This is a genomic window from Exiguobacterium sp. J17977 (assembly GCF_018616375.1).
GTDB classification, from domain to species: domain Bacteria; phylum Bacillota; class Bacilli; order Exiguobacteriales; family Exiguobacteriaceae; genus Exiguobacterium; species Exiguobacterium mexicanum.
The window spans coordinates 1-23241 of record NZ_JAEQBB010000003.1 but is presented as its reverse complement, the minus strand read 5'-3'; the positions used below and the strand labels follow the sequence as shown (position 1 = coordinate 23241).

The window sequence follows — 23241 nt, the reverse complement described above, 5'->3', positions numbered from 1 at the left end:
CTCCGATCTGAAATATGATACATTTGTTGAAGAGGTGATTGTTTTGACTACGTTTGAACGAATTAAATCGATTTTCCCGATGGCTGTCCATCGGTCGGAAGAAGCGTCTGGTGACGTTCGCTGGTATCAAGCCCCGGACGGCACGATTTTTGGGCTCCCTAAACTGGAACTGACGGAGCGTGAGCGACAGTTGCTTGAATGGTCCGCCACGCCGCTACTGACAAGGCTCGACCCGCGACAAGCCAAATGGCAGGATCGACTACTCACCGACACGTACCGGTTCGACCGGCCGTTTCGTCTCATGTCGCTCGTCCTTCATTATCAGGACGCTGAGGCGCTCGAACAATTTTTAGACGTGTTGGCCGACTTTATGCCTGAAGCAGAGATCGTTCTCATGACCCGGTCTCACGTTGAAATCATTGAGACCGATCAGTTCGTCGAGCTGACCGAGTTCGAGGATGTCTTGCGGGCGATTGCGAGCGATTGTTACGTCGAGGCTCACGTCGTCTATAGCGTACGTCCGCTCGGTGACCTAGGACCACTTTATCACCAGCATCAGGCGCTACTCCCACTCGCCAAGCTCTCTACTAAAGCTTACCCTGCTAGTCAATTATTATACCATTATTTACTACAACGCCATGAGACTTTTGATGTACGTCCCCGTCTGACGGCCACTGTCGTCGCGTCACTCGACAAGACGACAATCGATGTATTGGAGGCGCTGTTCGCCAACTCGTTGAACGTGTCGCACACGGCGAAGGCGTTATTCATGCACCGAAATACGCTCAACTATCGGCTCGACCGGCTCTATGAAGCGACCGGTTATGACGCCAGACAGTTTTACGATGCCGGTCTGCTTCAATTGATTGTCACGTTGCACAAATCTGAGTAATCGTTTTTGTGCAACGTGTACATATTCGATGCAAGCGGTTTCATCGTATAATCAGTCTTGTAAGCGCTATTATCCAAGAACAGATTCTCAGGAGGCTAACGACATGGCAGAAATTCAATTGAATCATATCGATAAAATCTACGCTGGTGGCGACTCGAAGGCAGTCAGCGATTTCAACCTACACATCAAGGACCGTGAGTTCATCGTCTTCGTCGGACCGTCTGGTTGCGGTAAATCGACGACGCTTCGTATGATTGCAGGACTCGAAGAAATCTCGAGCGGTGACTTCATCATCGACGGCAAGCGCATGAACGACGTCGCACCGAAAGACCGCGACATCGCAATGGTTTTCCAAAACTACGCCCTTTACCCGCACATGAGTGTCTATGACAACATGGCGTTCGGTTTGAAGCTTCGCAAGTTCCCGAAAGATGAAATCGATCGTCGCGTCCAAGATGCGGCCCGTATCCTCGGACTTGAAGAATACCTTCAACGTAAGCCGAAAGCACTCTCGGGTGGTCAGCGTCAACGTGTTGCCATCGGCCGTGCCATCGTTCGTGATGCCAAAGTGTTCTTGATGGATGAGCCGCTCTCAAACTTGGATGCCAAACTTCGCGTTCAAATGCGTAAGGAAATCATCCAATTGCACAACCGTCTCGATACGACGACGATTTACGTTACCCATGACCAAACGGAAGCGATGACACTCGCGACTCGCATCGTCATCATGAAAGACGGAATCATCCAACAAGTCGGTTCGCCGAAAGAAGTATATGAAAACCCGGACAACATCTTCGTAGCAGGCTTCATCGGATCACCATCGATGAACTTCTTCCGCGGAAAATTGGCTGATGGGAAGTTCCTCGTCGGCGGTGAAGAAATCAACGTCCCTGAAGGCAAAATGAAAGGTCTTCGTGACCGTGGTTACGTCGGCAAAGAGCTCGTACTCGGAATCCGTCCAGAATCGATTCACGATGAGCCAATCTACATCGACTCGCCAACGACGCACACGTTCCGCACGCACATCGACGTCGCCGAACTCATGGGCGCTGAGTCGTACTTGTACGCTGAACTCGGTGGTCACCAGTTCACGGCACGGATTGATGGTCGTTCGAATATCCACATGGGTGACGACGTCACACTCGCACTTGATATGACGAAAGCTCACTTCTTCGACACGGAGACAGAACTCGTCATCCGTTAATACAAAAATCCCTTCGATTTTAGAATCGAAGGGATTTCTTTGTGTTAGCGAATCGCATACCGACGTTCGAGACGATGCTGCCCCGCTTGGATGAGCGTCGACAAGATCCAATAGATCGATGCCGAGAACAAAAGGAGCGGCATGACGAGATACGTCGTCGCTGCGATTTGGTCTGACACGTACGTCAACTCTTGGACGGCAATGACCGAACCGAGTGACGTCGATTTGATGATGTCGATGACCGAGTTGGACACCGGTGGGATTGCACGGGATAACGCCTGTGGGAAGATGATATCCTTGAAGCGCTTCGCACGCGGAATCCCGAGGGCGACACTCGCCTCGACTTGTCCGCGGTCGACCGAATTGATGGCCGCCCGGAACGCTTCCGAGATATAGGCCGCAAAGTGAAGGCCTAACCCAAAAATGAGCGCCTGCATCCCGCTCAACTGGACGAAACCGGTCAGACCGACGTACAAGATGAGCAATTGCAAGAGGAGCGGTGTGCCCCGGAAAAACGAAATATACGTACGCGTGAACAAACGAACGACCTTGACAGGACTGCTGTGCAAGACAGCGATGATCAGACCGAGCACCAAGGCGAGGAGAATCGACAGGATACTGGCGATCAACGTCAATTGTACGGCTTCGATATAGGCCGAACGGTTCTCGATGACGGTCGTGATCAGTTCATTCATTGACTGATGTCCTCACCGAAGTACTTCTCACCGATTTCAGCCATCGTGCCGTCTTCTTGCATTTCAGCCAACGCCTCGTTCAAACCTTCGAGCACGTCTGAGTCTTGACGCGTCATGTAGCCCGCCTCACTCTTATTGAAGACGTCACCGACCGCTTTCACGTCGTAACCTGTCTTCTCAAGCTCCGTCAAGATGAAGAGACGGTCGTTGAGTGCCGCATCGAGACGTCCGACTTGAAGGTCTTGGAGCACTTGGTTCGCGCCTTTGTAGAACTTCACTTCAGCACCGGCTTCTTCAGCGAGCTGTGCGTAGACCGAACCTTGTGTCGAGCCGACAACTTTGCCTTCGAGGTCGTCGATGCCTTGAATGTCGTTGTTGTCCGAAGCGACGATGACTTGCGCACCTGATACCGCGTACGGCGTTGAGAACGCGTATTTCTCTTCACGTTCCGGTGTGATGCTCATCTGGTTGGCAATCATGTCGATGCGTTCTGCGTCAAGAGCCGGTACGAGTCCTTTGAAGTCCATCGGCTCGTATTCGACCGTGTAACCGGCACGTTCGGCCGCTTCATTCAACACGTCGATGTCATACCCTGTGATTTCACCTTTATCTTTGTACGTGAACGGCGGGTACGTCGCTTCTGTCCCGACTGTGATGACGGCTTCTTCTGAACCGCTGTCTGTCTCTGTCCCGCAAGCCGCGAGCACCCCGAACGATGCTCCGATTGCGAGGACTGCTGTTAATGATTTTTTCATAGTAATTTCCGCCTTCCTGATAATCCTTATATGATTACATGGTTATGAACAATATACTCATCATACTGAGGGGGGCATAGCTTGTCAAACAAAAAACACCACCCTCGTCAGGGCGGTGTCTTCCATTAATCGATAGCTTTCGCTTGCTTCATGACATCGCGTTCAATCGCTTCCCGTTTCACTGTCGTTTTCTCCGCGCTATCGGCGTGGACACTGAAATAGAATTTGATTTTTGGCTCGGTCCCAGAAGGACGCAGGCAGAACCATGAGCCGTCCTCGAAGATGAACTTGAGCACGTTCGACGACGGCAAATCGATCGCTTCCGTCTCGCCTTGCTGCAAGTTTTTCGCGACTTGTTGCTTATAGTCCTCGAAACGGACGACTTCATAGCCGCCGACTTCTTGCGGTGGATTGGCGCGGAACGCCTCCATCATCCGACCGATCTGTTCGAGACCGGCCTTTCCTTTCAACGTCATCGATTGGAGCGACTCCTCGTAGAAGCCATACTTCTCATAGACGGCTTGAAGGGCATCGTATAACGTACGGTCGTGCTGTTTGTGGAAGGCCGCCATCTCGGCGCCGAGCAAACACGCTTGGACGGCATCTTTGTCACGACAGAAGTCCCCAATCAAATAGCCATAGCTCTCTTCATAACCGAATAAGAACTCATACTGACCCGACTCTTCATACTGTTTGATTTTCTCACCGATGAACTTAAAGCCAGTGAGCGTATTCTCGAGGTGGACCCCATACGCCTTGGCGATGGCTGCCCCAAGTTCGGACGTGACGATCGTCTTCGCAACGAAACCGTTCGTTGGAAGCGTGCCCGTCTCCACTTTTTGAGACAGGATGTAATCCATAAGGAGCGCCCCGGTCTGGTTCCCCGTCAAGACGAACCATTCGCCGTTGCGGTCACGGACCGTGAAACCGACACGGTCGGCGTCCGGATCCGTCGCCATGAGCAAGTCGGCCCCGACGCGATCGCCGTACTGCATCGCGAGTTCAAAGGCAGCCCGTTCTTCCGGGTTCGGATAACTGACCGTCGGGAATGCCCCGTCCGGCTCAGCCTGTTCGTCGACGATGGTGACTTGTTCGAAGCCGTATGCTTTCAATCCTTCCATGACCGGACGACGTCCTGTCCCATGAAGCGGTGAATAGACGATTTTGAGCGGATCGCCTTGGACGTCCGTATGAATCCGAATCGATTGGAGGGCTTCCATGTAAGCTGCATCGACCGATGAGTCGACCGTGACGAGTGTGCCCTCGGCCCGAAGCGGTGCCTCCTCTTTGACGGCAATCGTCAATTCATCCTCGATGGCATTGACGTACGAGACGAGTTCATCGGCCTCGGCTGGTGGCAATTGCCCACCGTCGGCGCCATACACTTTGAAGCCGTTATATTCAGGCGGATTGTGGCTCGCCGTGATGACGATGCCGCCGAACGCGTTCAAGTGACGGACCGCGAATGACAACTCTGGCGTCGCTCGCAAACTAGGGAACAAGTATGTCTTAATCCCGTTCGAGGCGAGTGTGCGTGCCGCCTCGAGTGCGAACTCCGGTGAGAAGTGGCGCGAGTCATGGGCAATGACGACGCCGTGACGTTTCGCTTCTTCTCCCGATGCAGCGATAAAGTCGGCAAAGCCTTGCGACGCCTTGCGGATTGTATAGATGTTCATCCGGTTCGCCCCTGGACCGATTTCACCGCGCATACCGCCCGTCCCGAATTCGAGCGTCTTATAGAAGGCATCCTCGAGTGATGTCTCGTCTTGTTCGAGCGCTTCGAGTTCAGCGCGTAAATGTGGCTCGAGTGCCTCGTGTTGTTTCCATCGGTCATATGTCTGTTGCCATGTCATGGTCAGTTCCCCTTTCGACATTCAAAAATTCAATCGAAGTACTCGCCAATTTGTTCCATCTTGTATACGATGGGAGTAACGAAACTTCGAGGTGATACTATGTTTCCAACAATGCGTGCCCAAGAATTGAAACACATCGTCCATACGGACTCGATCCGCTTCATTGATTGCCGCTATTCATTAAACGACGCCTCATACGGAAAGTATGTGTATCGACAAGGACATCTGCCGAACGCCGTCTTCCTCGACTTGATGGAAGACTTGTCCGGACCGTTGTCCGAACACGGCGGCCGCCATCCGCTGCCGTCTAAACAGGCATGGACCGAAACGCTCCGCCGCATCGGGATTCAACGCGATGACTTGGTCGTCATCTACGACGACGGCTTCCCGTTCGCCGCTCGTGCGTGGTGGTTATTCAAGTGGGCCGGCCATGAGCGCGTCATCGTGCTCGAAGGCGGCATCCAATCCGGCATCACCTATTGCGGGGAGACGACGACGGACGTCCCGTCCTATCCCGCTTCTGACTACACACCCGTCTTCCAAGACGAGATGATCGCGTCGATTGAAGACGTACGTGCCGCCACCATCACTGGTGGCTTATACGATTCAAGAACCGCCGACCGTTACGACGGCAGCCACGAACCGATTGACCGCAAGCCCGGGCATATCCCGAACGCCGTGCTTTGCCCCTATACCGAGGCCGTCACCGACCTCGGCACACTTCAAGACTTCCATGATTTGAAAGAGCATTACGCCGACGTCCTCGATGTCCCGAATCCAATCTTTTATTGCGGGAGCGGGGTCACCGCCTGCGTCAACATCTTGGCGCTACACGCCCTCGGTAAAGACGATGTCCGGCTGTACCCCGGCTCTTACTCCGATTGGATTAGCTATCCAGAAAACAAGGTCCACCCGTAACGGGTGGATTTTTTTATTTGACGCTCGTCGGTTTAATGTTCCAAACGGCGTTTGCATATTCCGTGATCGTCCGGTCACTCGAGAAGATCCCCGATTTGGCCGTGTTGACGATTGAACTCTCGGCCCAGCGTGCCTTGTCTGCGAATACTTCATCGACACGACGCTGCGCCTGCATGTATGACGCGAAATCTTTCAAGACGAGGAAGTCGTCATTATAGACGAGGAGCGAATCAAAGATTGCTTGGAATTGGTATTCCCCGACTTTGTCGAACGTCCCGTTGACGAGCGCGTCGACGACGTTGCGCACTTCCGTGTTCGCATGGTAGATGTCGGCAGCATGGTACCCGCCGAACTTCTTATAGTTCATGACTTCTTGCGGCGTCAATCCGAAGATGAAGATGTGGTCGTCGCCGACCGCATCGCGAATCTCGATATTGGCCCCGTCGAGCGTCCCGATCGTGAGCGCCCCGTTCATCATGAACTTCATGTTGCCGGTACCTGACGCCTCATAACTTGCTGTCGAGATTTGTTCACTCAAGTCCGAACCAGGGAAGATGCGCTCGGCCATGGAGACGCGATAGTTCTCGAGGAAGACGACTTTGATGAAGCGGCTCGCCCGTTTGTCATTGTTGATCATCGAGGCAAGGGCGTTGATATAACGAATGACTTCTTTGGCGTAATAATAACCAGGTGCCGCCTTCGCCCCAAAGATGAACGTCCGTGGGACCATCGTGAACGTCGGATCGGCTTGAATCTTCTGATAGAGCGCATGAATGTGCATCGCGTCCATCAATTGACGTTTATAGGCGTGCAGCCGCTTGACTTGGACGTCAAAAATCGAGTCCGGGTCGACGGCGATACCCGTCTCGGCTTGAATATAGCCGGCCAGGTCCAGTTTGTTCTGTTGTTTCACGTTCATGACCTGCTCTTGGAAACTCGTGTCTTTTGAGACACCCATCAACTTCTCGAGATCGTTCGGATGTTCAATCCATGATGGACCGATCGCATCCGTAATCAAATTCGAGAGGCGTGGGTTCGACTTGAGGAGCCAGCGTCGATGTGTGATGCCGTTCGTCTTGTTGTTGAACCGCAGTGGGAACATCTCATACAAGTGACGCATCTCACGCTGCTTCAAGATGTCCGTATGAATTCGGGCCACCCCGTTCGTCGAGTGCGAGCCGACGACGGCAAGGTTCGCCATGTTGATGTGTTGGTTCGACACGATGGCGATTTCACCCATATGCGGCTCGAGATGCGGGTAGTTGACGAGGACGTCTTTACAGAAACGGCGATTGATTTCCGTGATGATTTGATAAATACGCGGCAGTAACCGCTCATACATCTCGACCGGCCACTTCTCGAGCGCCTCGGCGAGGAGTGTATGGTTTGTGAATGACATGACGCTCTTCGTCACGCGCCACGCTTCATCCCACCCGTAACCGTGGTCGTCCATCAAAATCCGCATGAGTTCAGGGATAGCCACGACCGGATGTGTGTCGTTAATATGGACGGCATAATGGTCGCCGAGGTGTTTCAAGGATTTATTATGACGTAAGTAAGACGCGATCATCGACTGGACGCCCGCCGAGACGAAAAAGTACTGTTGTTTCAAACGCAACACTTTTCCTTCGTACGTCGTGTCGTCCGGATATAGGAACTCAGAGATGGTCGCAATCGATTGTTTGTGTTTGAGCAGGTCTTTGTACGAACCTTTCGTCCGTTCCATGTACTCCTCGTCATCAAACGGTGACTCGGCGTTCCAAAGACGGAGCGTATTGACGACCTCATTTTTGTAGCCGATGATCGGCATATCGTAAGGTACCGCTCGAACGACTTCATCCGGATGGTGAACGACGCGAAGCCGGTCCCCGATTTGGCGCATCTCAATCCAACCACCGAAATTGACGTCGACGGCTCGATCGGCACGGCGTGTCTCCCACATGTTCCCGTCACGAAGCCAGTTGTCTGGCAACTCGACTTGATAGCCGTCGACGATTTTTTGTTTGAACAAGCCGTAACGGTAGCGAATCCCGTTCCCGTGTCCCGGGAGACTGAGCGCTGCCAGCGAGTCGAGGAAGCAGGCGGCTAGGCGGCCGAGACCGCCGTTGCCGAGACCTGGTTCCGGCTCATACTCGGTGATGTCGGTGAAGTTGAATCCGAGTTCATCGAGACCCTCTTGCACGACTTCGAGGACGTCCATGCTGAGCAAATTGTTATACAGAAAACGACCGAGCAAAAATTCAAGTGAGAAATAAATGACTTGTTTACTTTGTTTTTCTTCTTGTTTGTCGCGGGTGTTGATCCATTTCGGAATCGCCTGTTCGCGCACCATCGTTGCCAACGTTTGATACACTTCCTGCTCGGTCCCTTCATCAAACGACTTCCCGTTTAATGCGACAAATCTCTCTTGGAATGAAGTGACGAAGCTCTGTTTGTCTGTAAACATATGTGTGTAAAACTCCTTCCGGTCATGCAAATAGGTGATACAACTCACGGTATTGCTTCGCAGATTGTTTCCAGCTAAAGTCCGCGGTCATCGCTTGATGGACGAGCGCGTTCCAATTGTTGTCATCGTAGAAGACGCGAATCGATTTCTCAATCGTCGCGAGCATCTCGTGAGCGTTATAGTTCAAGAAGCCAAAGCCTGTGCCTTCTTGCGTATACTCGTTATACGGTTTGACCGTATCGCGAAGTCCACCCGTCTCGCGTACGATCGGGAGCGTCCCGTAACGCATCGAGATGAGCTGGCTGAGACCGCACGGCTCGAAGCGGGACGGCATGAGGAATGCGTCCGATCCGGCATAAATCAAGTGTGCGAGTTCGATATCGAAACCGATATACGAACCGACCTTGCCAGGGTGTGACGCCGTCATGTGATGGACGATGCCCTCATACTCCGGTTGTCCCGAGCCGAGGAACACGAACTGACAGTCCAAGTTCCCGAGCTCTTCGCTCACCGCTTCAATCAAATCGAGTCCTTTTTGTTCGACGAGTCGACTGACGAACCCGATCAACATGACATCGTCACGCACCTCGAGGCCGAACCGTTCTTGGAGCACACGTTTGTTGGCGAGCTTTCCTTCTTTGACCGTATCGAGGTTGTACGTCTTTGCGATGCGCTTATCCGTGCTCGGGTCATTCGTCGCCAAATCGAGGCCGTTCAAGATGCCTCGGACATCGACAGACCGATAACGGAGTGTCGCGTCGAGCCCTTCCCCATAATACGGTTCCATGATTTCATCACGATACGACGGGCTGACCGTCGTGATTTGGTCAGAGTGGACGATGCCCGCCTTCATGTAGTTGACGAGACCGTTATGTTGAATCCCTTCCGCCGTGAAGTGTTCCGGACCGAACTGTAACAGCTCGCCGAGGACCGCTTCCGGGAAGATGCCTTGATATTGCAGGTTATGGATGGTAAAGACGGTACGAATGCGTTGATACGCCTCGATATGTTGATAATGGATCCGCAAGAAGGCCGGGACGACACCGGTCTGCCAATCATGACAGTGAAGCACGTCGGGCACGTCTTCCGCTTCGAGCTTCCCGATCATCTCAAGGACGGCACGAGAGAAGAATGCGAAGCGCTCGGCATCATCGTAATGGCCATAGAGCACGCCTTCCCGTTTGAAGTAATATTCGTTGTCGATGAAGTAGTATGTGATGCCATCCCGTTCGAGTTTGAGGACGGCACCGAACTGCTTGCGCCATCCGACCGGAACGATCAGGTCGAACATGTACTCCATCTCATCTACGTACTCTTGAGCGATCGTGCCATACTTCGGCATGATGACACTCACTTCTTCACCAAGGCTAGACACCGCTTGAGGGAGCGAGCCGATGACATCGGCAAGCCCCCCCGTTTTCATGAACGGTGCCGCTTCTGAAGCGACATACCATATTTTCATAATATCCCCCTTACACCGTTGTCCGTTTTCCGATTACGATCGGCTCATCGACCGTACCGCGAATGACTTGTCCTCGTTTGACGACCACTTCTTTATCTAAAATGGCGTTCTCGACGACAGCACCTTCTTCGATGATCGATTTGGATAGAATGATTGAGTTTTTAACGCGGGCGTGTTCGCTGACGACGACACCGCGGAAGAGAATGCTGTTTTGGACTTCACCGCTGATTTTACAACCGTTCGCGACGAGCGCCTCATTCACTTTCGACCCGTTCAAATAGCGCGTCGGCGGCTCATGTTTAATCTTCGTATAGATGTGCGGGAAGTCATATATGATTCCCTCATGACGAAGTAAGCGCATACTCTCATTATAGTATGAAAGCACAGAGTGAATCACCTGCATTTTGCCAGTATAGTGATACCCGTGAACGTGAAGACGGTGAAGCTGCGGACGGATGACACCATCGAGCAAGTCGTACTCACCCTTTGACGTCGCTTCATCAACGAGACGAAGGAACAAGTTTTTCGACATGACAATCGTCTCCGTGTACGTATATTCGTCGCTCGGACTGTATCCGCGCTCGCCGATCCCGACGACACGGTCGTTCTCGCCGAGACGGATTGGGCGGCAATAACCACATTTCTGTTCATGGCCCGTATAGGCGAGCGTGATGTCCGCCCCCATCGATTTGTGATGCTCGAGCATGTCTTGGAAATCGATTGTCGTCAATACGTTCGAACCTGTGATGACCACATACGGTTGCTTGCTGCGCACGAAATGTTCGCGGTGCATCGAGAAGTTGGCCAAATCGCCGAGGTAGGCTTCTCCGTCAGGCTTGAGTGCCGGCGGGAAGATGTGCAGGCCGCCTTGTGAGCGGTCCAAATCCCATTCTTTCCCTGATCCCAGATGGTCCATGAGTGAGCGGTATTTATCCAGTGTGAAAATACCAACTTGGTTGATGCCTTGCGTGATCATGTTCGTCAATGTAAAGTCAATCAGGCGATAACGCCCTGAGAACGGGACAGCCGCTAAATTGCGATGCCCCGTGAATTCAGGAAATAAGCCCTCTTCGGTTCCTAGGTTGATGACCCCTAACAAATCATTCGTCAACAGTAACGCCTCCTTGCGTCGGTCTTTTTTTAAATCAAGCACGTTGTTTGAAGACTGTGCCGCTCTCGATATTTTCATGTGGTTCAATGACAACGATCTCACCACCCGGCTCGCCAACTGTCGCCCCGTCTTGAATGACGGCACAGCTCGCGACGATTGCTCGATGAATCGTTACGTCTTTTCCAATCCGTGCTCCCGGCATGATGACCGAGTCTTTGACGAGCGAGCCTTCACCGACACGCACATCGTAGAACAAGACCGAATGTTGGACCTCGCCTTCGATTTGGCAGCCTTCGTTGATGACCGACTGTTCGATACATGCATCTTTCCCGATGAATTGCGGTGTCTGGTTCGGGTTGACCGAATAGATTTTCCAGTTCGGATCGTAAAGATCGAACGGTGGATCTTCCTCGAGCAAGTCCATATTGGCTTCCCAAAGCGATTGGATCGTTCCAACGTCTTTCCAGTAGCCTTTGAATTTATATGCGAACACGTCTAAGCCGTCGAGGAGCGTGTTCGGAATGATGTTTTTCCCGAAGTCGAAACTTGATGTCTCGTCTTCCGCGTCTTGAATCAAATGCTCCCGAAGTACTTTCCAGTTGAAGATATAAATCCCCATCGAGGCCAAGTTGCTCTTCGGCTTCTCTGGCTTCTCGTCGAACTCATTGATGCGAAGATCGTCGCTCGTGTTCAAAATCCCGAAGCGCGGCGCCTCGTCCCATGGCACTTCCATGACGGAGATTGTGACATCGGCTTGCTTCTCTTTATGGAAATCGAGCATCTTCTCATAGTCCATCTTGTAAATGTGGTCCCCCGATAGGATCAACACGTACTCCGGATCGTAGTCGTCGATATAGCTCAAGTTCCGATAAATCGCATTAGCCGTACCCTCGTACCAATTTTTCCCCGACTGTGCTTGGTATGGCGGTAAGATGGCCAAGCCCCCGTTGCGGCGGTCCAAGTCCCAGGCTGACCCGATGCCTAGGTAACGGTTCAATTCCAGCGGCTCATATTGTGTTAACACGCCCACCGTCGTGATTCCCGAATTGGTACAGTTCGATAATGGAAAATCGATGATCCGGTATTTCCCCCCAAAGTTGACAGCAGGTTTTGCCGTCTTCCGTGTGAGAGGCCCGAGTCGTTTCCCTTCTCCTCCTGCGAGGAGCATCGCAACCATTTCTTGCTTCATAGTACAGCCTCCTAAATTCATAATATAAACATCTATTACCCTCTTTCTCTATTTCCTAATGTATTCCTGCCCAAATTATTATATGATAACGTTTACATTTTGAATTTTTTTCAAAGATTGACGATATAATGTATGAAGAGAGAGGTGAGACGATGCGAGCGTGGATTGGGACCCTATTTTTTGCTGGACTGTTAGCCGTCGGCGGAACGATCAGCGGAGCGTTAAAAGAAGAGATTGAGCAAGCGAAACAGATTATGACGTGGGGCGAAAAGACGGTCAGCGCGACCCCGCTCGCGTCGCAACATGCCGTCACGTTGACGTACAAAGGCGGGACGGAACGGCTCTATTTGAACGGTCGGCGCGATGACGTCTCCGTCGCGCGCTTTCCGCCCCACCTCCGTGAAGCCATCATGACCATCGAAGACCGCAAGTTTAACGCCCATCCGGGATATGACCTCGGTGGCATCGCTCGGGCGTTCATCAATAACGCCAATGAATCATCGCGCCAAGGCGGCAGCACAATCACCCAACAGCTCGCCCGGAACGTCTATTTGACGCACGAGCGGACATATGAGCGCAAAGTAAAGGAATTATTGCTCGCCCGGGCACTTGAAAAACAATATAGTAAAAAAGAAATTATGACAGCCTACAGCAACGTCATTTTCTTCGGGCATAACGTATACGGGATTCAAGCGGCGGCCGAGACGTATTTCGCTCGTCCGCTCGAAGATTTGAACTGGAATCAAATCGCGTTCCTATTGACCGTCCCGAACAATCCATCTTTATATGATCCGCTCGATCCATCGGAATCGTTTTATGAGCGTAAAGATCGAATCCTCACCCAGCTCCGCGATGCCGGCGTCATATCGAGACAAGCGTATGAGACGCATCACGGGGTGAAGCTGACGGCGACGTATCGTCAACACGTCGTCCGATATCCCGATTATATGGATGCGGTCATGAAAGAGGCGATCCGACTCGTCCGCTCGCGTTACGACCTCGATGAAGAGGCCGCCAGAGACTACTTGGCGACCAATCAAGCGACCATCGAGACGCATCTGTCCGTCGCCCGGCAACAACAGGCGAAACAAGTCATGACAAAACTGCCGAACGGTTTGAACGGCGGCTATGCCGAGCTGACGCCGAACGGACGCATCATCGCCCTCGTCGATTCAGAGATGACCCAATCGGGTGAATTCAATCGGGCCACGCAAGCGTTCCGCCAACCGGGGTCGGCCATCAAGCCTGTCCTCGTGTTCGCACCCTATATAGAAGAGACCGGAGCAAAACTCGATACCATCCTCGACGGTCGGCCGGTCTGTTACGGGACGTATTGTCCGACGAACAGCGGAAATCGTGTCCTCGGTGATGTGTCGTTCCGCGACACGGTCGCGTATTCCTACAACACGCCGGCGCTCGCCGCTTTCACCGCCATCGATCAAGAGGCAGCGTATACGACGGCGGACATGATGTTCAGCCAGTGGGACGCCAAAACGGATAATAGCTTGGCCAGCGCGCTCGGCGGTTTGACCCAAGGCGTGTCGCCCAAAGAGCTCGCCGCCGCCTATACCCCGTTTCTCAACCAAGGCGTGTACGTTTCCGGACAGACAATCAAACAGATTCGGTTCGAGTCTGGCGCAGCTACGATCACGCCGAGCATGACGAAGCAAGCCGTTTGGTCGAAAACGACCGTCGCGACGATGCGAGAGGCGCTGTCCGCCGTCACCACATATGGGACGGGACGTTACGCCAACCAAATCAAAGCGCCTTACATCGGCGGGAAGACCGGCACGACGAACTCACACAAAGACATGTGGTATGTCGGGTTGACCGATGAGACGATCACGGCCATCTGGCTCGGCGCCGACACGCCGCGGCCGTTCCCGGAGCTCGCCAACCGGGCCTATCCTGCCATCGTCTGGACGGAGGCACATCGCTAAAAAAGCCAGGGACATCGTTGTCCCTGGCTTTTTATGATTGTCGATATGTATGGCACGTGTAATCTCCCCATGCCTCGAACAGTTCATGTTGTTGAATCAGTTTCCACGGATTGAACAGCGTCTGCCCGTTCTTGTTGAAGAAGAGCCCGGCGCCGATGCAGTACGTCGCGTGTTGGACCCGCCCTACCTCATCGACGAACGTCAGCACATCCCCTCGTTCGGTCAGTTCCGCCTCGGTTCTCATATAACCGGCCTGACCGAGCGTCTGCAGGAACGTGCCGGGATGGACCCATTGCGTGGCCATCCAGTCCGCACCCGTCACCGCAAACAGCGTCGCCGCGAGGCAATTGCTGCCTGACGTGTCCGGGAAAGTGTTGGCAAGGCGTCGCACATGGGTAGGACACGTGTCCGGGACGGGGCACGCCGTCCACTCGTCCCAAGCTTTGGCGTACTCGAACGTCAGTTGATGACGCATCTCGTCTGGCATTACCTGAAAGGCTGATTGATGTAAGATAAGATACGGCGCATCGTCTACTGTCACCATCGAAGTTGCCAACGAAGCGATGTCCATGTCAGTCGCCGGGAAAACGAGCCCCCGTCCGACCGTGACTTGATAGGCAAGCAACTCGCGTCTCACCTCTGTCGTTAGCGTCGCGATCCAACCAGGCGGCGCATGCAAAACAAAGGCTGCCTCGCGATCAATCATCCAATACGTATAGGCGTTGGCCATCCGGATGTCGCGATAAGACGGATGCGCGTCGAATTCCGCTCGCGGGATGATTAAGACGTTCGCATCCGCGCCGAGTCGCGTCACGAGGCTCGTGTCCGCCATGAACAAGTCCATTGGTGGCATCAGTGATGCCATCCAAGCTTGAACGACTTCTTCGGTCGGCATGAGGCGAATCGTTGTGTTCACCGTCATAGGATGATATCCCCGACCGAGTTAAACAAGCGGAGCATCGCCCAAGCGAGGCCGCTCAACAGGATGGCCCACATCATCGCTTGAATCAAGAGCAAACCGATTGCCCGAAACGTCGACATCAACTGACTGACTTGCCATATGTAATAGAACAAATAGAGAACGAAAGTACCGAGCAGTACCGCGATGACGGCAAGGAGCGAGTTCAAGAACAAGAAGCTGATTCCCGACCCGACCAGGAAAATCGTCGCCCCTGGCTTTAGACGATGGAGTGAACTACCGTTCGTCTCACGCGCGAAGAAGGCGAAGCCGAGTTGATTGAATGTGTCGGCCACGAGCTTAAAGGCGCTGAACAGCATGAAGTAAATGGTAAAGAATACGACAAGCACGAGCACTTTCGACTCCTGGACGGACAACAGTGCGATAATCTCACTGTAGACACCGACACGGGTCAGCCATTGAATCACATACTCGCTCGTGGCAATCGCAAGCGACATCGAGAACAGAATAATTCCAATCAACGGGGCATAGCTTAACAAGTACACGTTTGTTTTCATATCGGCTCCAATTTCACAAGAATTTCTCATATTCAGTGCAAATCTATTATCAAGTATATTATAATATTCGTAGTCACGGAGAACAAAAGGGGGATTTTCAGATGGGTTTATTACTAATGGTCGGAATCAGCGTCGTCTTCCTCGCAGCTATCTTAACAGCTGGATACAACAGAAAACCTGAAGGTAATCAATAAGAGCCGAGATTCTCACGAATCCGGCTCTTTTTTTATTTCAGTCCAGCATATCCTTGTTGGCGGAGCGCCTCATAGACGATAATCGCCGCCGTGTTCGAGACGTTAAGCGACCGCACGAGGTTCGATTGCGGCAAACGGATGCAGCGGTCGAGGTTATTCTCAATCACTTCCATCGGCAACCCTTTCGTCTCGCGTCCGAAGACGAAGAAATAGTCCTTGTCGACCGCAGATACGTCGAGGTCACTCGGGTACTGTTCCCCATACTTGGTAATGTAGAAGAACTCTCCATCCGGGTGTTTGGCCCATAGTTCATCAAGCGAATCGTGATACCGCACGTCGACGAACTGCCAATAATCAAGCCCGGCCCGTTTGAGCATTTTATCGTCTGTTGAAAAACCTAACGGACGAATCAAATGAAGTACGGAATTGGTCGCGGCACATGTGCGCGAGACGTTACCTGTATTCGCCGGGATTTCTGGTTGGAACATTACTACATGGATTGCCATAATCTACTCCTCACTTCACTTGTTCGAGATCAAGTAATCGTTGTTTTTGATGAATACCACCTGCGAAACCGGTCAACTGTCCTCCGCTGCCGACGACCCGATGGCATGGGAAAATGACAGGTAACGGATTCCGGTTCAGTGCCTGGCCGACCGCACGAACCGCTTTCGGTCGTCCAATCTGTTCGGCGATTTGTTTGTACGTCCGCATCTCTCCAAACGGAATCGTCAAGAGCGCATCCCATACTTCTTGCTGAAAGACGGTCCCGTTCATCTCGATCCACTCGCGATCAGACGGTTGAAGCCCGTCTTGTTCGACACGTTGAATCAGGTCGGTCAGCCAAGCTGGTGCCGAACCATCATCTGCTTTTGTCTCCGCGAAGTCTAACGCACATAGCTTTCCATTCGCGTTCAATTCATAGGCTAACGTTCCCCATTTAGATGACACGGTCTTCACGGTCCCACTCCTCTCGGAATAATCGAATCTCTTCATGTACGAGCTCCGACGTCTCCGTCGACTCGATTTGTTGATAAATCGTCTCGGCTTCGGTTCCGAGAATCGCCCCGATCGCCCAGACGGCCGTCGCCCGCATGTCTTCGCGCTCATCCTGTTGGATGAAGTCTTCGAGCACTGGCACGGCTGACGGTTCCCGATAGTGGGCCAATGCTAGAATCGCATTTCGCTGAATCGGTTTTTTCCCGCGCCATGCGCCAGACAGATGACCGAATTTCGCTTTGAACTCGCGATTGCTCATATTCAAGAGCGGGACGAGCAACGGTTTGACGATTTCCGCTTCCGGAAGCAGTTCCTCATGATGACGCCAGTCCTTCTTCCGATTATACGGACAGACTTGTTGGCACGTGTCACAGCCGTATAGCCGTCCGCCGAGCTTCGAACGGAACTCGCGTGGCATGAGTGTCTTCATTTGCGTCAAATAGGCGATGCAACGTTTCGCGTCGAGCACACCCGGTTCGATGAGCGCCGTCGTCGGACATGCCGTCATGCATTTCGTACATTCCCCGCACCCGTCCTCAATCATCTCGTCCGGCGGTAAGTATGCGTCTAGAATCATCTCGCCTAGGTAGAGGTACGACCCCTTCTCAGGCGAGATGATGGAACAGTTCTTGCCGCTGAAGCCGATTCCGGCCCGTTCGGCCACCGCCCGATCGACCAGCTCTCCCGTATCGACCATCGAGCGTGTCCGGACGCCCGGGACGAGTTGTTCAATATACGCCTGCAATTGTTCGAGTCTCGAGCCGACGGCGCGATGATAGTCGAGCCCCCATGAGGCCCGGGCGAACAAACCGCGGCGCTCATCGGCCACACTTCGTGGCGCATCCTTCAATTTGCTCGGATACAAGATGGCGATTGCAATAATCGACTGCGCTTCTTCCAGCAACAGCGTCGGTGTTGTCCGCTTGTCCAAGTCAGGCTCTTCGAACCCGGAAGCGAATCCCTTTTCTTGTTGTTTCACGAGACGTTGCTTCATGACGATGAACGGATCGGCCGTCGTCACTTTCAACTCGTCAATCCCAATCGTCGTCGCATACGCCACAATCTTCTGTTTAAGTGTTTCCGGGCTCATCCCGTTCATCGAATCACCTCTTTCATGCCTATTTTCGCATACAAAAAATCTCTCCGCCAGTCGGCAGAGAGATGATGAAGCGGGTGAAGAGAATCGAACTCTCGTCATCAGCTTGGAAGGCTGAGGTTTTACCATTAAACTACACCCGCATGGTTCAAATGAGTCGGCTGTAAAAGCGACTACAATCAATATACATCTATACCTTTCAGAAGTCAACACTTTTGAATAAATTTCTTCGACAGCTTATGAATTCTATATTTCGAATGCTTGAATACATCTAATTCCCTTATTTCTCTTATTCAAACCATATCTCAATATAAGATAACCATAACGATATAAAAATATCCTGCCGACTTTGTCGGCAGGAATATACGTCACAACGATGATGTCTTCGGTTCCCGAAGCAAGTGCTTAATATCGCGGAACGTGACAAACGTCTTATTCTGAGCATCGTATAGTTTGTAGCGCAACGATTTCAAACTCGACCATAGACCGATTGTCGTCGCTTTTTGGAGCGGTGGAGTCGACGTATGGGCTTGTTCAAGGTTGTAGTTCGGCACACGCGGGCTCAAGTGATGGACATGGTGGAAACCGATATTCCCGGTTACCCACTGCAACACTTTCGGCAACTCGTAATATGAGCTTCCCTCGATCGCAGCTTTCACATAGTCCCACTCGCTCTCGTCTTCGAAATACGAATCTTCGAACGTATGCTGTACGTAGAACAACCAGATTCCAAGGACACCAGCTGTGAACATCGTCGTGCCTTGAACGATCAAGAACGCTTTCCAACCGACGAGCGCGATGACAAGCGCATAGAGCACGACGAGCGACAAATTGATGAGATATGTGTTGTTCCGTTCTTTTTTACGCGCATCTTTACGGTTAAAACGGCTCGTGATAAGAATCAAGAACAACGGACCGAGACCGAACATGACGAGCGGGTTACGGTATAGACGATATTGCATTCGAGTCCATCTCGATGCCTCGACATATTCTTCAATCGTCATGACCCAAATGTCACCGACGCCACGCTTATCCAAGTTCCCACTCGAGGCATGGTGAATCGAATGCTCTCGTTTCCATTTCTCATATGGGAACAACGTGAGAATCCCCATAATCGTCCCGACGATTGCGTTCGCTTTCTTATTCTTGAAAAACGAACCGTGCGTGCAGTCGTGGAAAATGATGAACATCCGGACGACGAAACCAGCCGCGACGATGGCGAGCGGAATCGTCAAGAAGACCGAGATTTGGAGCGCCTGATAGGCAAGAATCCAGGCGGCAAGAAACGGCAAGATCGTATTGATCATTTGCCGGACGCTCTTCTTCACATCGGCCTTTTCAAACGGCGAGACGTGTTTTCGGAGCTGGGCGATTTTTTCTTTACTCATGTACAACTTCCTCCTCAATTGCAAACAGCGATGACGACAACAAAAATGAAATATGAAACCAAATACACTATTAAATTGACGAGCCACGTGACCGTCACTAGAATTTATTCATCATAAATTATTATTACCAGGTAATTATATCACATCACAGATGGAAAAACGTTTATTCAAAATGAGTTATCAAATCAATTTTTTGTTTCTTTTATCTATTTTTCCATATAAATTCCTTATATGGGATTAATGGTATTTGAAGTATGTTAAAATCCAACTATGTACAGATAGGAGGAAATGATATTGTTCAAAAAACTGAAACAGGTATTTACCCCGAAGCGACTCATCATCGTAACGAGTGTCTTCATCTTGCTCATTCCAGTCTTTTGGATCAGCTATACGTTTTATAAAAACTTAAGTCAAGGTGTCGAGAACGAGAATCTTGACGACAAATACGCCAAACGCGTCAAAGAATTACAAATCGAAGTATCTAAAGAAGATCCATTAGATCGGAGAGGCAACTCCACCGCAAAGACTCGCGTTGAATTAGAGGTCTCTTTCAATGAAGAGAAACCAAATCGAACTGAATTGATCAAAAGCATGCACTTGATGACACATCAAAAAATATCAGCCCGTTCCAAATGGGGAGCGATTCCGATGACACCACAGAACATTCAACAATCAGCTGAATACTTGGAGCTCTTAAAAACTAAATTTAAAATAGACGATCGAATGTACGCCGAATTGAAAACGATGCTTGATCACTGGTCACAAGGTGACTTCACTCTAGCTGACAAGGAACAGGATCGCTTATTGGACTTTCTCCAAGCGAGTAGAGGTTTCTCGAACGGATTAGCTACCAAGAACGAAGAAGAACTCTTTATTTTGAACAACTTCGGACCTGAATACTTGAACACATTGAATGAAACGACGTACACGTCATATGAAGAATCATCTCCGTGATGATTCTTTTTTCATGGATCCTAAAAACCCTAACCGAGGTTAGGGTTTTCCGAGTCTTCGCTTAAGTTTTTCTTCCGCTTCAGGTGATAGCAACCAGTTGAACCAACGTCCATGCCCATCCGTTTCGGCGAGCACGAACTCACTCTTTCTGCCGTCTGTGATGAAATCGAGGTGGAGCAGCTTGTCTTGGACATTATTATAGATGTGACAGACGTCCCTGTTCTCCCCTATCAAGTCGACTTGATGTAACAGCTCATACTTGGTTTCAAGCGACATTTGATTCGCCACGTGTGTATGGAAGATACAGACGATGGTATCCCGATCAATCGAATCGACCCGTGGTTTTAATAAGCGAACCCCATCGCCTTGAATCAACTCCATTGGTTGTGATCCAATCAACGCACTCGCCTGCTCAAATAGCTCTAGACGCGCTACATGTTCAGGCCAGATGAGCGCCTTCAACCACAATTGTTCATCTGCATCGGTCAATTCGACGATATTCAAATCGAACCCGATTCGTTCCCGGACTGGAGGAAGCGGTAGATTCAGTCGGGGTCTCCCCTCGCCAATCACCTCTGCTGTAATCTCAAAGGATGACGTCACGTTCCCAACCGGTTCGTTGTTGTCATATCGATAGCTGTATTGATCCCATAGAAGCTGCAGGCCGGCACTCGTACCAATCTCCACTAAAGCCAACGTGTGCTTGGAATGTTCATAAATCATACCGAACACCGGGTATAAATACGCACACCGTCTCACTTCGTTCGTTTGAACGAGTCTCGTCTGTAAGAGAGCAACCAACTCAGTTTCATAGGTCGCACAAAATTGCTGAAAACTTGGAAACAGTTCCTGATCAACCTCTTTCGCTTCATTAGATACGCTTGGATAGTAGTCGCCTAATCGATGTTGGTGCCCACTCAAGAGCAGATAATGGACTGCCCCAAATAACAGGTTCGGAATAGGCTGCCCTGGATTAGCTCGTTCACACAATGTGAGAATCGATACGTCCGTCGCTACCTCGTTCGATAATAATTCATAAAGAGTACTCGAACCTCTACACTCGTTTGCAGCAAACTTGATAAAAGCTTGAGCGATTTGATCTGTCGGCAATGTACTTCCCCCTTCGTTCGCTTGCACAATCGCACACTCCTTGCTTATTCCTTACGCATCGCTCACTTCCCTTTATTTCTAAAGTTTCACATACAAAAAAAGACCCTAGCCTCAGCTAGGATCTACGGATACCGGTGGTCGGAGTCGAACCGACACTCCAGAGGAACACGATTTTGAGTCGTGCGCGTCTACCAATTCCGCCACACCGGCATATTATGTTGGAGGCGCCAGTCGGAATCGAACCGACGATAGAGGAGTTGCAGTCCTCTGCCTTACCACTTGGCTATGGCGCCAAATTTAATGGAGCGGAAGACGGGATTCGAACCCGCGACCCCGACCTTGGCAAGGTCGTATTCTACCACTGAACTACTTCCGCATAATGGCTGGGCTGGAAGGGATCGAACCTACGCATGTCGGAATCAAAATCCGATGCCTTACCACTTGGCTACAGCCCAATAAAATGGGGCGACTGAAGGGAATTGAACCCTCGAATGCCGGAATCACAATCCGGTGCGTTAACCACTTCGCCACAATCGCCATAATTATATTAGAAAGCAGGGGCAGCAGGAATCGAACCCGCGCTGACGGTTTTGGAGACCGTAGTTCTACCGCTAAACTATGCCCCTAAGTGGTGGGGGGGGGCGGATTCGAACCGCCGAACCCGAGGGAGCGGATTTACAGTCCGCCGCGTTTAGCCACTTCGCTACCCCCCCACATGGTGGCTTTGGACGGAATCGAACCGCCGACACAAGGATTTTCAGTCCTTTGCTCTACCAACTGAGCTACAAAGCCATGTATGTAGTAATTTAATTAAAAAATGGCGGTCCTGACGGGGGTCGAACCCGCGATCTCCTGCGTGACAGGCAGGCATGTTAACCACTACACCACAGGACCACACTAATTGCGGGGGCTGGATTTGAACCAACGACCTTCGGGTTATGAGCCCGACGAGCTACCAGACTGCTCCACCCCGCGACGATATAAAATTTAAATGGTGACCCGTACGGGATTCGAACCCGTGTTACCGCCGTGAAAGGGCGGTGTCTTAACCGCTTGACCAACGGGCCATACTATTGATTGAAAAACTGGCGGAGAGCAAGGGATTCGAACCCTTGAGACGGTTTTGCCGCCTACACGAATTCCAATCGTGCTCCTTCGGCCACTCGGACAGCTCTCCAAAAAGAGAAAAGTGGCTCCGCAAGTAGGATTTGAACCTACGACCTACCGGTTAACAGCCGGTTGCTCTACCACTGAGCTATTGCGGAACGATCTTGCCTGGCAGCGTCCTATCCTCACAGGGGGAGACCCCCAACTACTTTCGGCGCTGAAGCGCTTAACTTCCGTGTTCGGCATGGGAACGGGTGTGGCCGCTTCGCTATCGCCACCAGACAAGTATTATATTAACATTATTTAGTCGTAACGTCAATATATTTTAAGAGATTGTTCTCTCAAAACTGAAGACTCATCAATTCACACAAACCATTAGACTAGATCAAAGCCTCGACCGATTAGTATCATTCAGCTCCACACGTCGCCGTGCTTCCACCCATGACCTATCT

Annotated in this window: 19 protein-coding genes, 14 tRNA genes and 1 rRNA gene; 5 read left to right on the top strand and 29 right to left on the bottom strand. The window is 51.5% G+C overall.

Annotation, left to right across the window (positions count from 1 at the left end):
• The first annotated feature begins 34 nt into the window (after positions 1 to 34).
• Positions 35 to 892, top strand: a complete 858-nt coding sequence (locus KNO58_RS06295) for a PucR family transcriptional regulator (protein ID WP_260570852.1) — start codon at positions 35 to 37, stop codon at positions 890 to 892.
• 103 nt (positions 893 to 995) lie between these two features.
• The gene (locus KNO58_RS06290; protein WP_214720281.1) at positions 996 to 2096 is read left to right on the top strand and encodes an ABC transporter ATP-binding protein; all 1101 of its coding nucleotides are present in this window, start codon (positions 996 to 998) and stop codon (positions 2094 to 2096) included.
• 44 nt (positions 2097 to 2140) lie between these two features.
• On the opposite strand, the gene KNO58_RS06285 is transcribed toward KNO58_RS06290, so the two are convergent.
• The 3 genes from KNO58_RS06285 to KNO58_RS06275 form a co-directional block, all read right to left on the bottom strand.
• Positions 2141 to 2791 carry an amino acid ABC transporter permease gene (locus KNO58_RS06285; RefSeq protein ID WP_214752337.1) on the bottom strand — a complete coding sequence of 217 codons (651 nt, stop codon included), beginning with the start codon at positions 2789 to 2791 and terminating at the stop codon, positions 2141 to 2143.
• Positions 2788 to 3546: a transporter substrate-binding domain-containing protein gene (locus tag KNO58_RS06280; RefSeq protein ID WP_214752336.1), complete on the bottom strand. Its 759-nt coding sequence runs from the start codon at positions 3544 to 3546 to the stop codon at positions 2788 to 2790. The genes KNO58_RS06285 and KNO58_RS06280 overlap by 4 nt, the downstream gene beginning before the upstream one ends.
• Positions 3547 to 3671: 125 nt before the next feature.
• Entirely contained in the window at positions 3672 to 5399 is a 1728-nt protein-coding gene (locus KNO58_RS06275) for a phospho-sugar mutase (RefSeq protein WP_214752335.1), read from the bottom strand.
• A 99-nt stretch (positions 5400 to 5498) separates the two neighbouring features.
• Between KNO58_RS06275 and KNO58_RS06270 the strand changes: the two genes are divergently transcribed.
• Positions 5499 to 6317, top strand: coding sequence for a sulfurtransferase (locus KNO58_RS06270; protein WP_251026124.1), 819 nt, complete (start codon positions 5499 to 5501; stop codon positions 6315 to 6317).
• Positions 6318 to 6330: 13 nt separating this feature from the next.
• On the opposite strand, the gene KNO58_RS06265 is transcribed toward KNO58_RS06270, so the two are convergent.
• The 4 genes from KNO58_RS06265 to KNO58_RS06250 are packed head-to-tail and all read right to left on the bottom strand — an operon-like array spanning position 6331 to position 12525.
• On the bottom strand, positions 6331 to 8763 hold the full coding sequence (locus KNO58_RS06265) for a glycogen/starch/alpha-glucan phosphorylase (protein WP_214752334.1): 2433 nt from the start codon (positions 8761 to 8763) through the stop codon (positions 6331 to 6333).
• Positions 8764 to 8785: 22 nt separating this feature from the next.
• On the bottom strand, positions 8786 to 10225 hold the full coding sequence (gene glgA / locus KNO58_RS06260) for a glycogen synthase GlgA (RefSeq protein WP_214752333.1): 1440 nt from the start codon (positions 10223 to 10225) through the stop codon (positions 8786 to 8788).
• A 10-nt stretch (positions 10226 to 10235) separates the two neighbouring features.
• The gene (glgD, locus tag KNO58_RS06255) at positions 10236 to 11336 is read right to left on the bottom strand and encodes a glucose-1-phosphate adenylyltransferase subunit GlgD (protein ID WP_214752332.1); all 1101 of its coding nucleotides are present in this window, start codon (positions 11334 to 11336) and stop codon (positions 10236 to 10238) included.
• Between the two features lie 34 nt (positions 11337 to 11370).
• Positions 11371 to 12525 (bottom strand): glucose-1-phosphate adenylyltransferase, encoded by a 1155-nt coding sequence (locus KNO58_RS06250; RefSeq protein WP_214752331.1) that lies wholly within the window; start codon positions 12523 to 12525, stop codon positions 11371 to 11373.
• 152 nt (positions 12526 to 12677) lie between these two features.
• On the opposite strand from KNO58_RS06250, the gene KNO58_RS06245 reads away from it, so the two are divergent.
• Positions 12678 to 14465, top strand: a complete 1788-nt coding sequence (locus tag KNO58_RS06245) for a transglycosylase domain-containing protein (RefSeq protein ID WP_251026123.1) — start codon at positions 12678 to 12680, stop codon at positions 14463 to 14465.
• 31 nt (positions 14466 to 14496) lie between these two features.
• On the opposite strand, the gene KNO58_RS06240 is transcribed toward KNO58_RS06245, so the two are convergent.
• The 7 genes from KNO58_RS06240 to desA form a co-directional block, all read right to left on the bottom strand.
• A complete protein-coding gene (locus KNO58_RS06240; protein ID WP_214752329.1) occupies positions 14497 to 15387 on the bottom strand; it encodes a hypothetical protein in 891 nt (296 codons plus the stop codon).
• Positions 15384 to 15941 (bottom strand): DUF5366 family protein, encoded by a 558-nt coding sequence (locus KNO58_RS06235; RefSeq protein ID WP_021066738.1) that lies wholly within the window; start codon positions 15939 to 15941, stop codon positions 15384 to 15386. The genes KNO58_RS06240 and KNO58_RS06235 overlap by 4 nt, the downstream gene beginning before the upstream one ends.
• 226 nt (positions 15942 to 16167) lie before the next feature.
• Positions 16168 to 16641, bottom strand: coding sequence for a tRNA (uridine(34)/cytosine(34)/5-carboxymethylaminomethyluridine(34)-2'-O)-methyltransferase TrmL (gene trmL / locus KNO58_RS06230; RefSeq protein WP_021066740.1), 474 nt, complete (start codon positions 16639 to 16641; stop codon positions 16168 to 16170).
• A 10-nt stretch (positions 16642 to 16651) separates the two neighbouring features.
• On the bottom strand, positions 16652 to 17095 hold the full coding sequence (locus KNO58_RS06225) for a methylated-DNA--[protein]-cysteine S-methyltransferase (RefSeq protein ID WP_312845898.1): 444 nt from the start codon (positions 17093 to 17095) through the stop codon (positions 16652 to 16654).
• Positions 17076 to 18224 carry a tRNA epoxyqueuosine(34) reductase QueG gene (queG, locus tag KNO58_RS06220; protein WP_214752867.1) on the bottom strand — a complete coding sequence of 383 codons (1149 nt, stop codon included), beginning with the start codon at positions 18222 to 18224 and terminating at the stop codon, positions 17076 to 17078. Before queG ends, KNO58_RS06225 begins: the two co-directional genes overlap by 20 nt.
• A gap of 78 nt (positions 18225 to 18302) precedes the next feature.
• Positions 18303 to 18373: transfer RNA gene (locus KNO58_RS06215), tRNA-Gly, on the bottom strand.
• Between the two features lie 225 nt (positions 18374 to 18598).
• A complete protein-coding gene (desA, locus tag KNO58_RS06210) occupies positions 18599 to 19618 on the bottom strand; it encodes a Delta(5) desaturase DesA (protein ID WP_214752328.1) in 1020 nt (339 codons plus the stop codon).
• A gap of 294 nt (positions 19619 to 19912) precedes the next feature.
• Between desA and KNO58_RS06205 the strand changes: the two genes are divergently transcribed.
• Positions 19913 to 20572 carry a DUF6241 domain-containing protein gene (locus KNO58_RS06205; RefSeq protein WP_214752327.1) on the top strand — a complete coding sequence of 220 codons (660 nt, stop codon included), beginning with the start codon at positions 19913 to 19915 and terminating at the stop codon, positions 20570 to 20572.
• Between the two features lie 39 nt (positions 20573 to 20611).
• Here KNO58_RS06205 and KNO58_RS06200 read toward each other — a convergent pair whose 3' ends face one another.
• The 15 genes from KNO58_RS06200 to rrf form a co-directional block, all read right to left on the bottom strand.
• Entirely contained in the window at positions 20612 to 21682 is a 1071-nt protein-coding gene (locus KNO58_RS06200; protein WP_214752326.1) for a DUF2332 domain-containing protein, read from the bottom strand.
• 129 nt (positions 21683 to 21811) lie between these two features.
• Positions 21812 to 21892: transfer RNA gene (locus tag KNO58_RS06195), tRNA-Leu, on the bottom strand.
• A 9-nt stretch (positions 21893 to 21901) separates the two neighbouring features.
• Positions 21902 to 21975 (bottom strand) — tRNA-Cys (locus tag KNO58_RS06190).
• Between the two features lie 8 nt (positions 21976 to 21983).
• Positions 21984 to 22058 (bottom strand) — tRNA-Gly (locus KNO58_RS06185).
• Between the two features lie 4 nt (positions 22059 to 22062).
• Positions 22063 to 22137, bottom strand: a tRNA-Gln gene (locus KNO58_RS06180).
• Positions 22138 to 22143: 6 nt separating this feature from the next.
• Positions 22144 to 22219: transfer RNA gene (locus KNO58_RS06175), tRNA-His, on the bottom strand.
• 18 nt (positions 22220 to 22237) lie between these two features.
• Positions 22238 to 22308, bottom strand: a tRNA-Trp gene (locus tag KNO58_RS06170).
• Positions 22309 to 22311: 3 nt separating this feature from the next.
• A tRNA-Tyr gene (locus tag KNO58_RS06165) sits at positions 22312 to 22395 on the bottom strand.
• Positions 22396 to 22398: 3 nt separating this feature from the next.
• Positions 22399 to 22474: transfer RNA gene (locus tag KNO58_RS06160), tRNA-Phe, on the bottom strand.
• A gap of 26 nt (positions 22475 to 22500) precedes the next feature.
• A tRNA-Asp gene (locus KNO58_RS06155) sits at positions 22501 to 22576 on the bottom strand.
• 7 nt (positions 22577 to 22583) lie between these two features.
• A tRNA-Met gene (locus KNO58_RS06150) sits at positions 22584 to 22657 on the bottom strand.
• A 17-nt stretch (positions 22658 to 22674) separates the two neighbouring features.
• Positions 22675 to 22749: transfer RNA gene (locus tag KNO58_RS06145), tRNA-Glu, on the bottom strand.
• Between the two features lie 19 nt (positions 22750 to 22768).
• A tRNA-Ser gene (locus KNO58_RS06140) sits at positions 22769 to 22859 on the bottom strand.
• Between the two features lie 13 nt (positions 22860 to 22872).
• Positions 22873 to 22947 (bottom strand) — tRNA-Asn (locus tag KNO58_RS06135).
• An 8-nt stretch (positions 22948 to 22955) separates the two neighbouring features.
• Positions 22956 to 23071: ribosomal RNA gene (gene rrf / locus KNO58_RS06130) — 5S ribosomal RNA — on the bottom strand.
• Positions 23072 to 23241 lie beyond the last annotated feature (170 nt).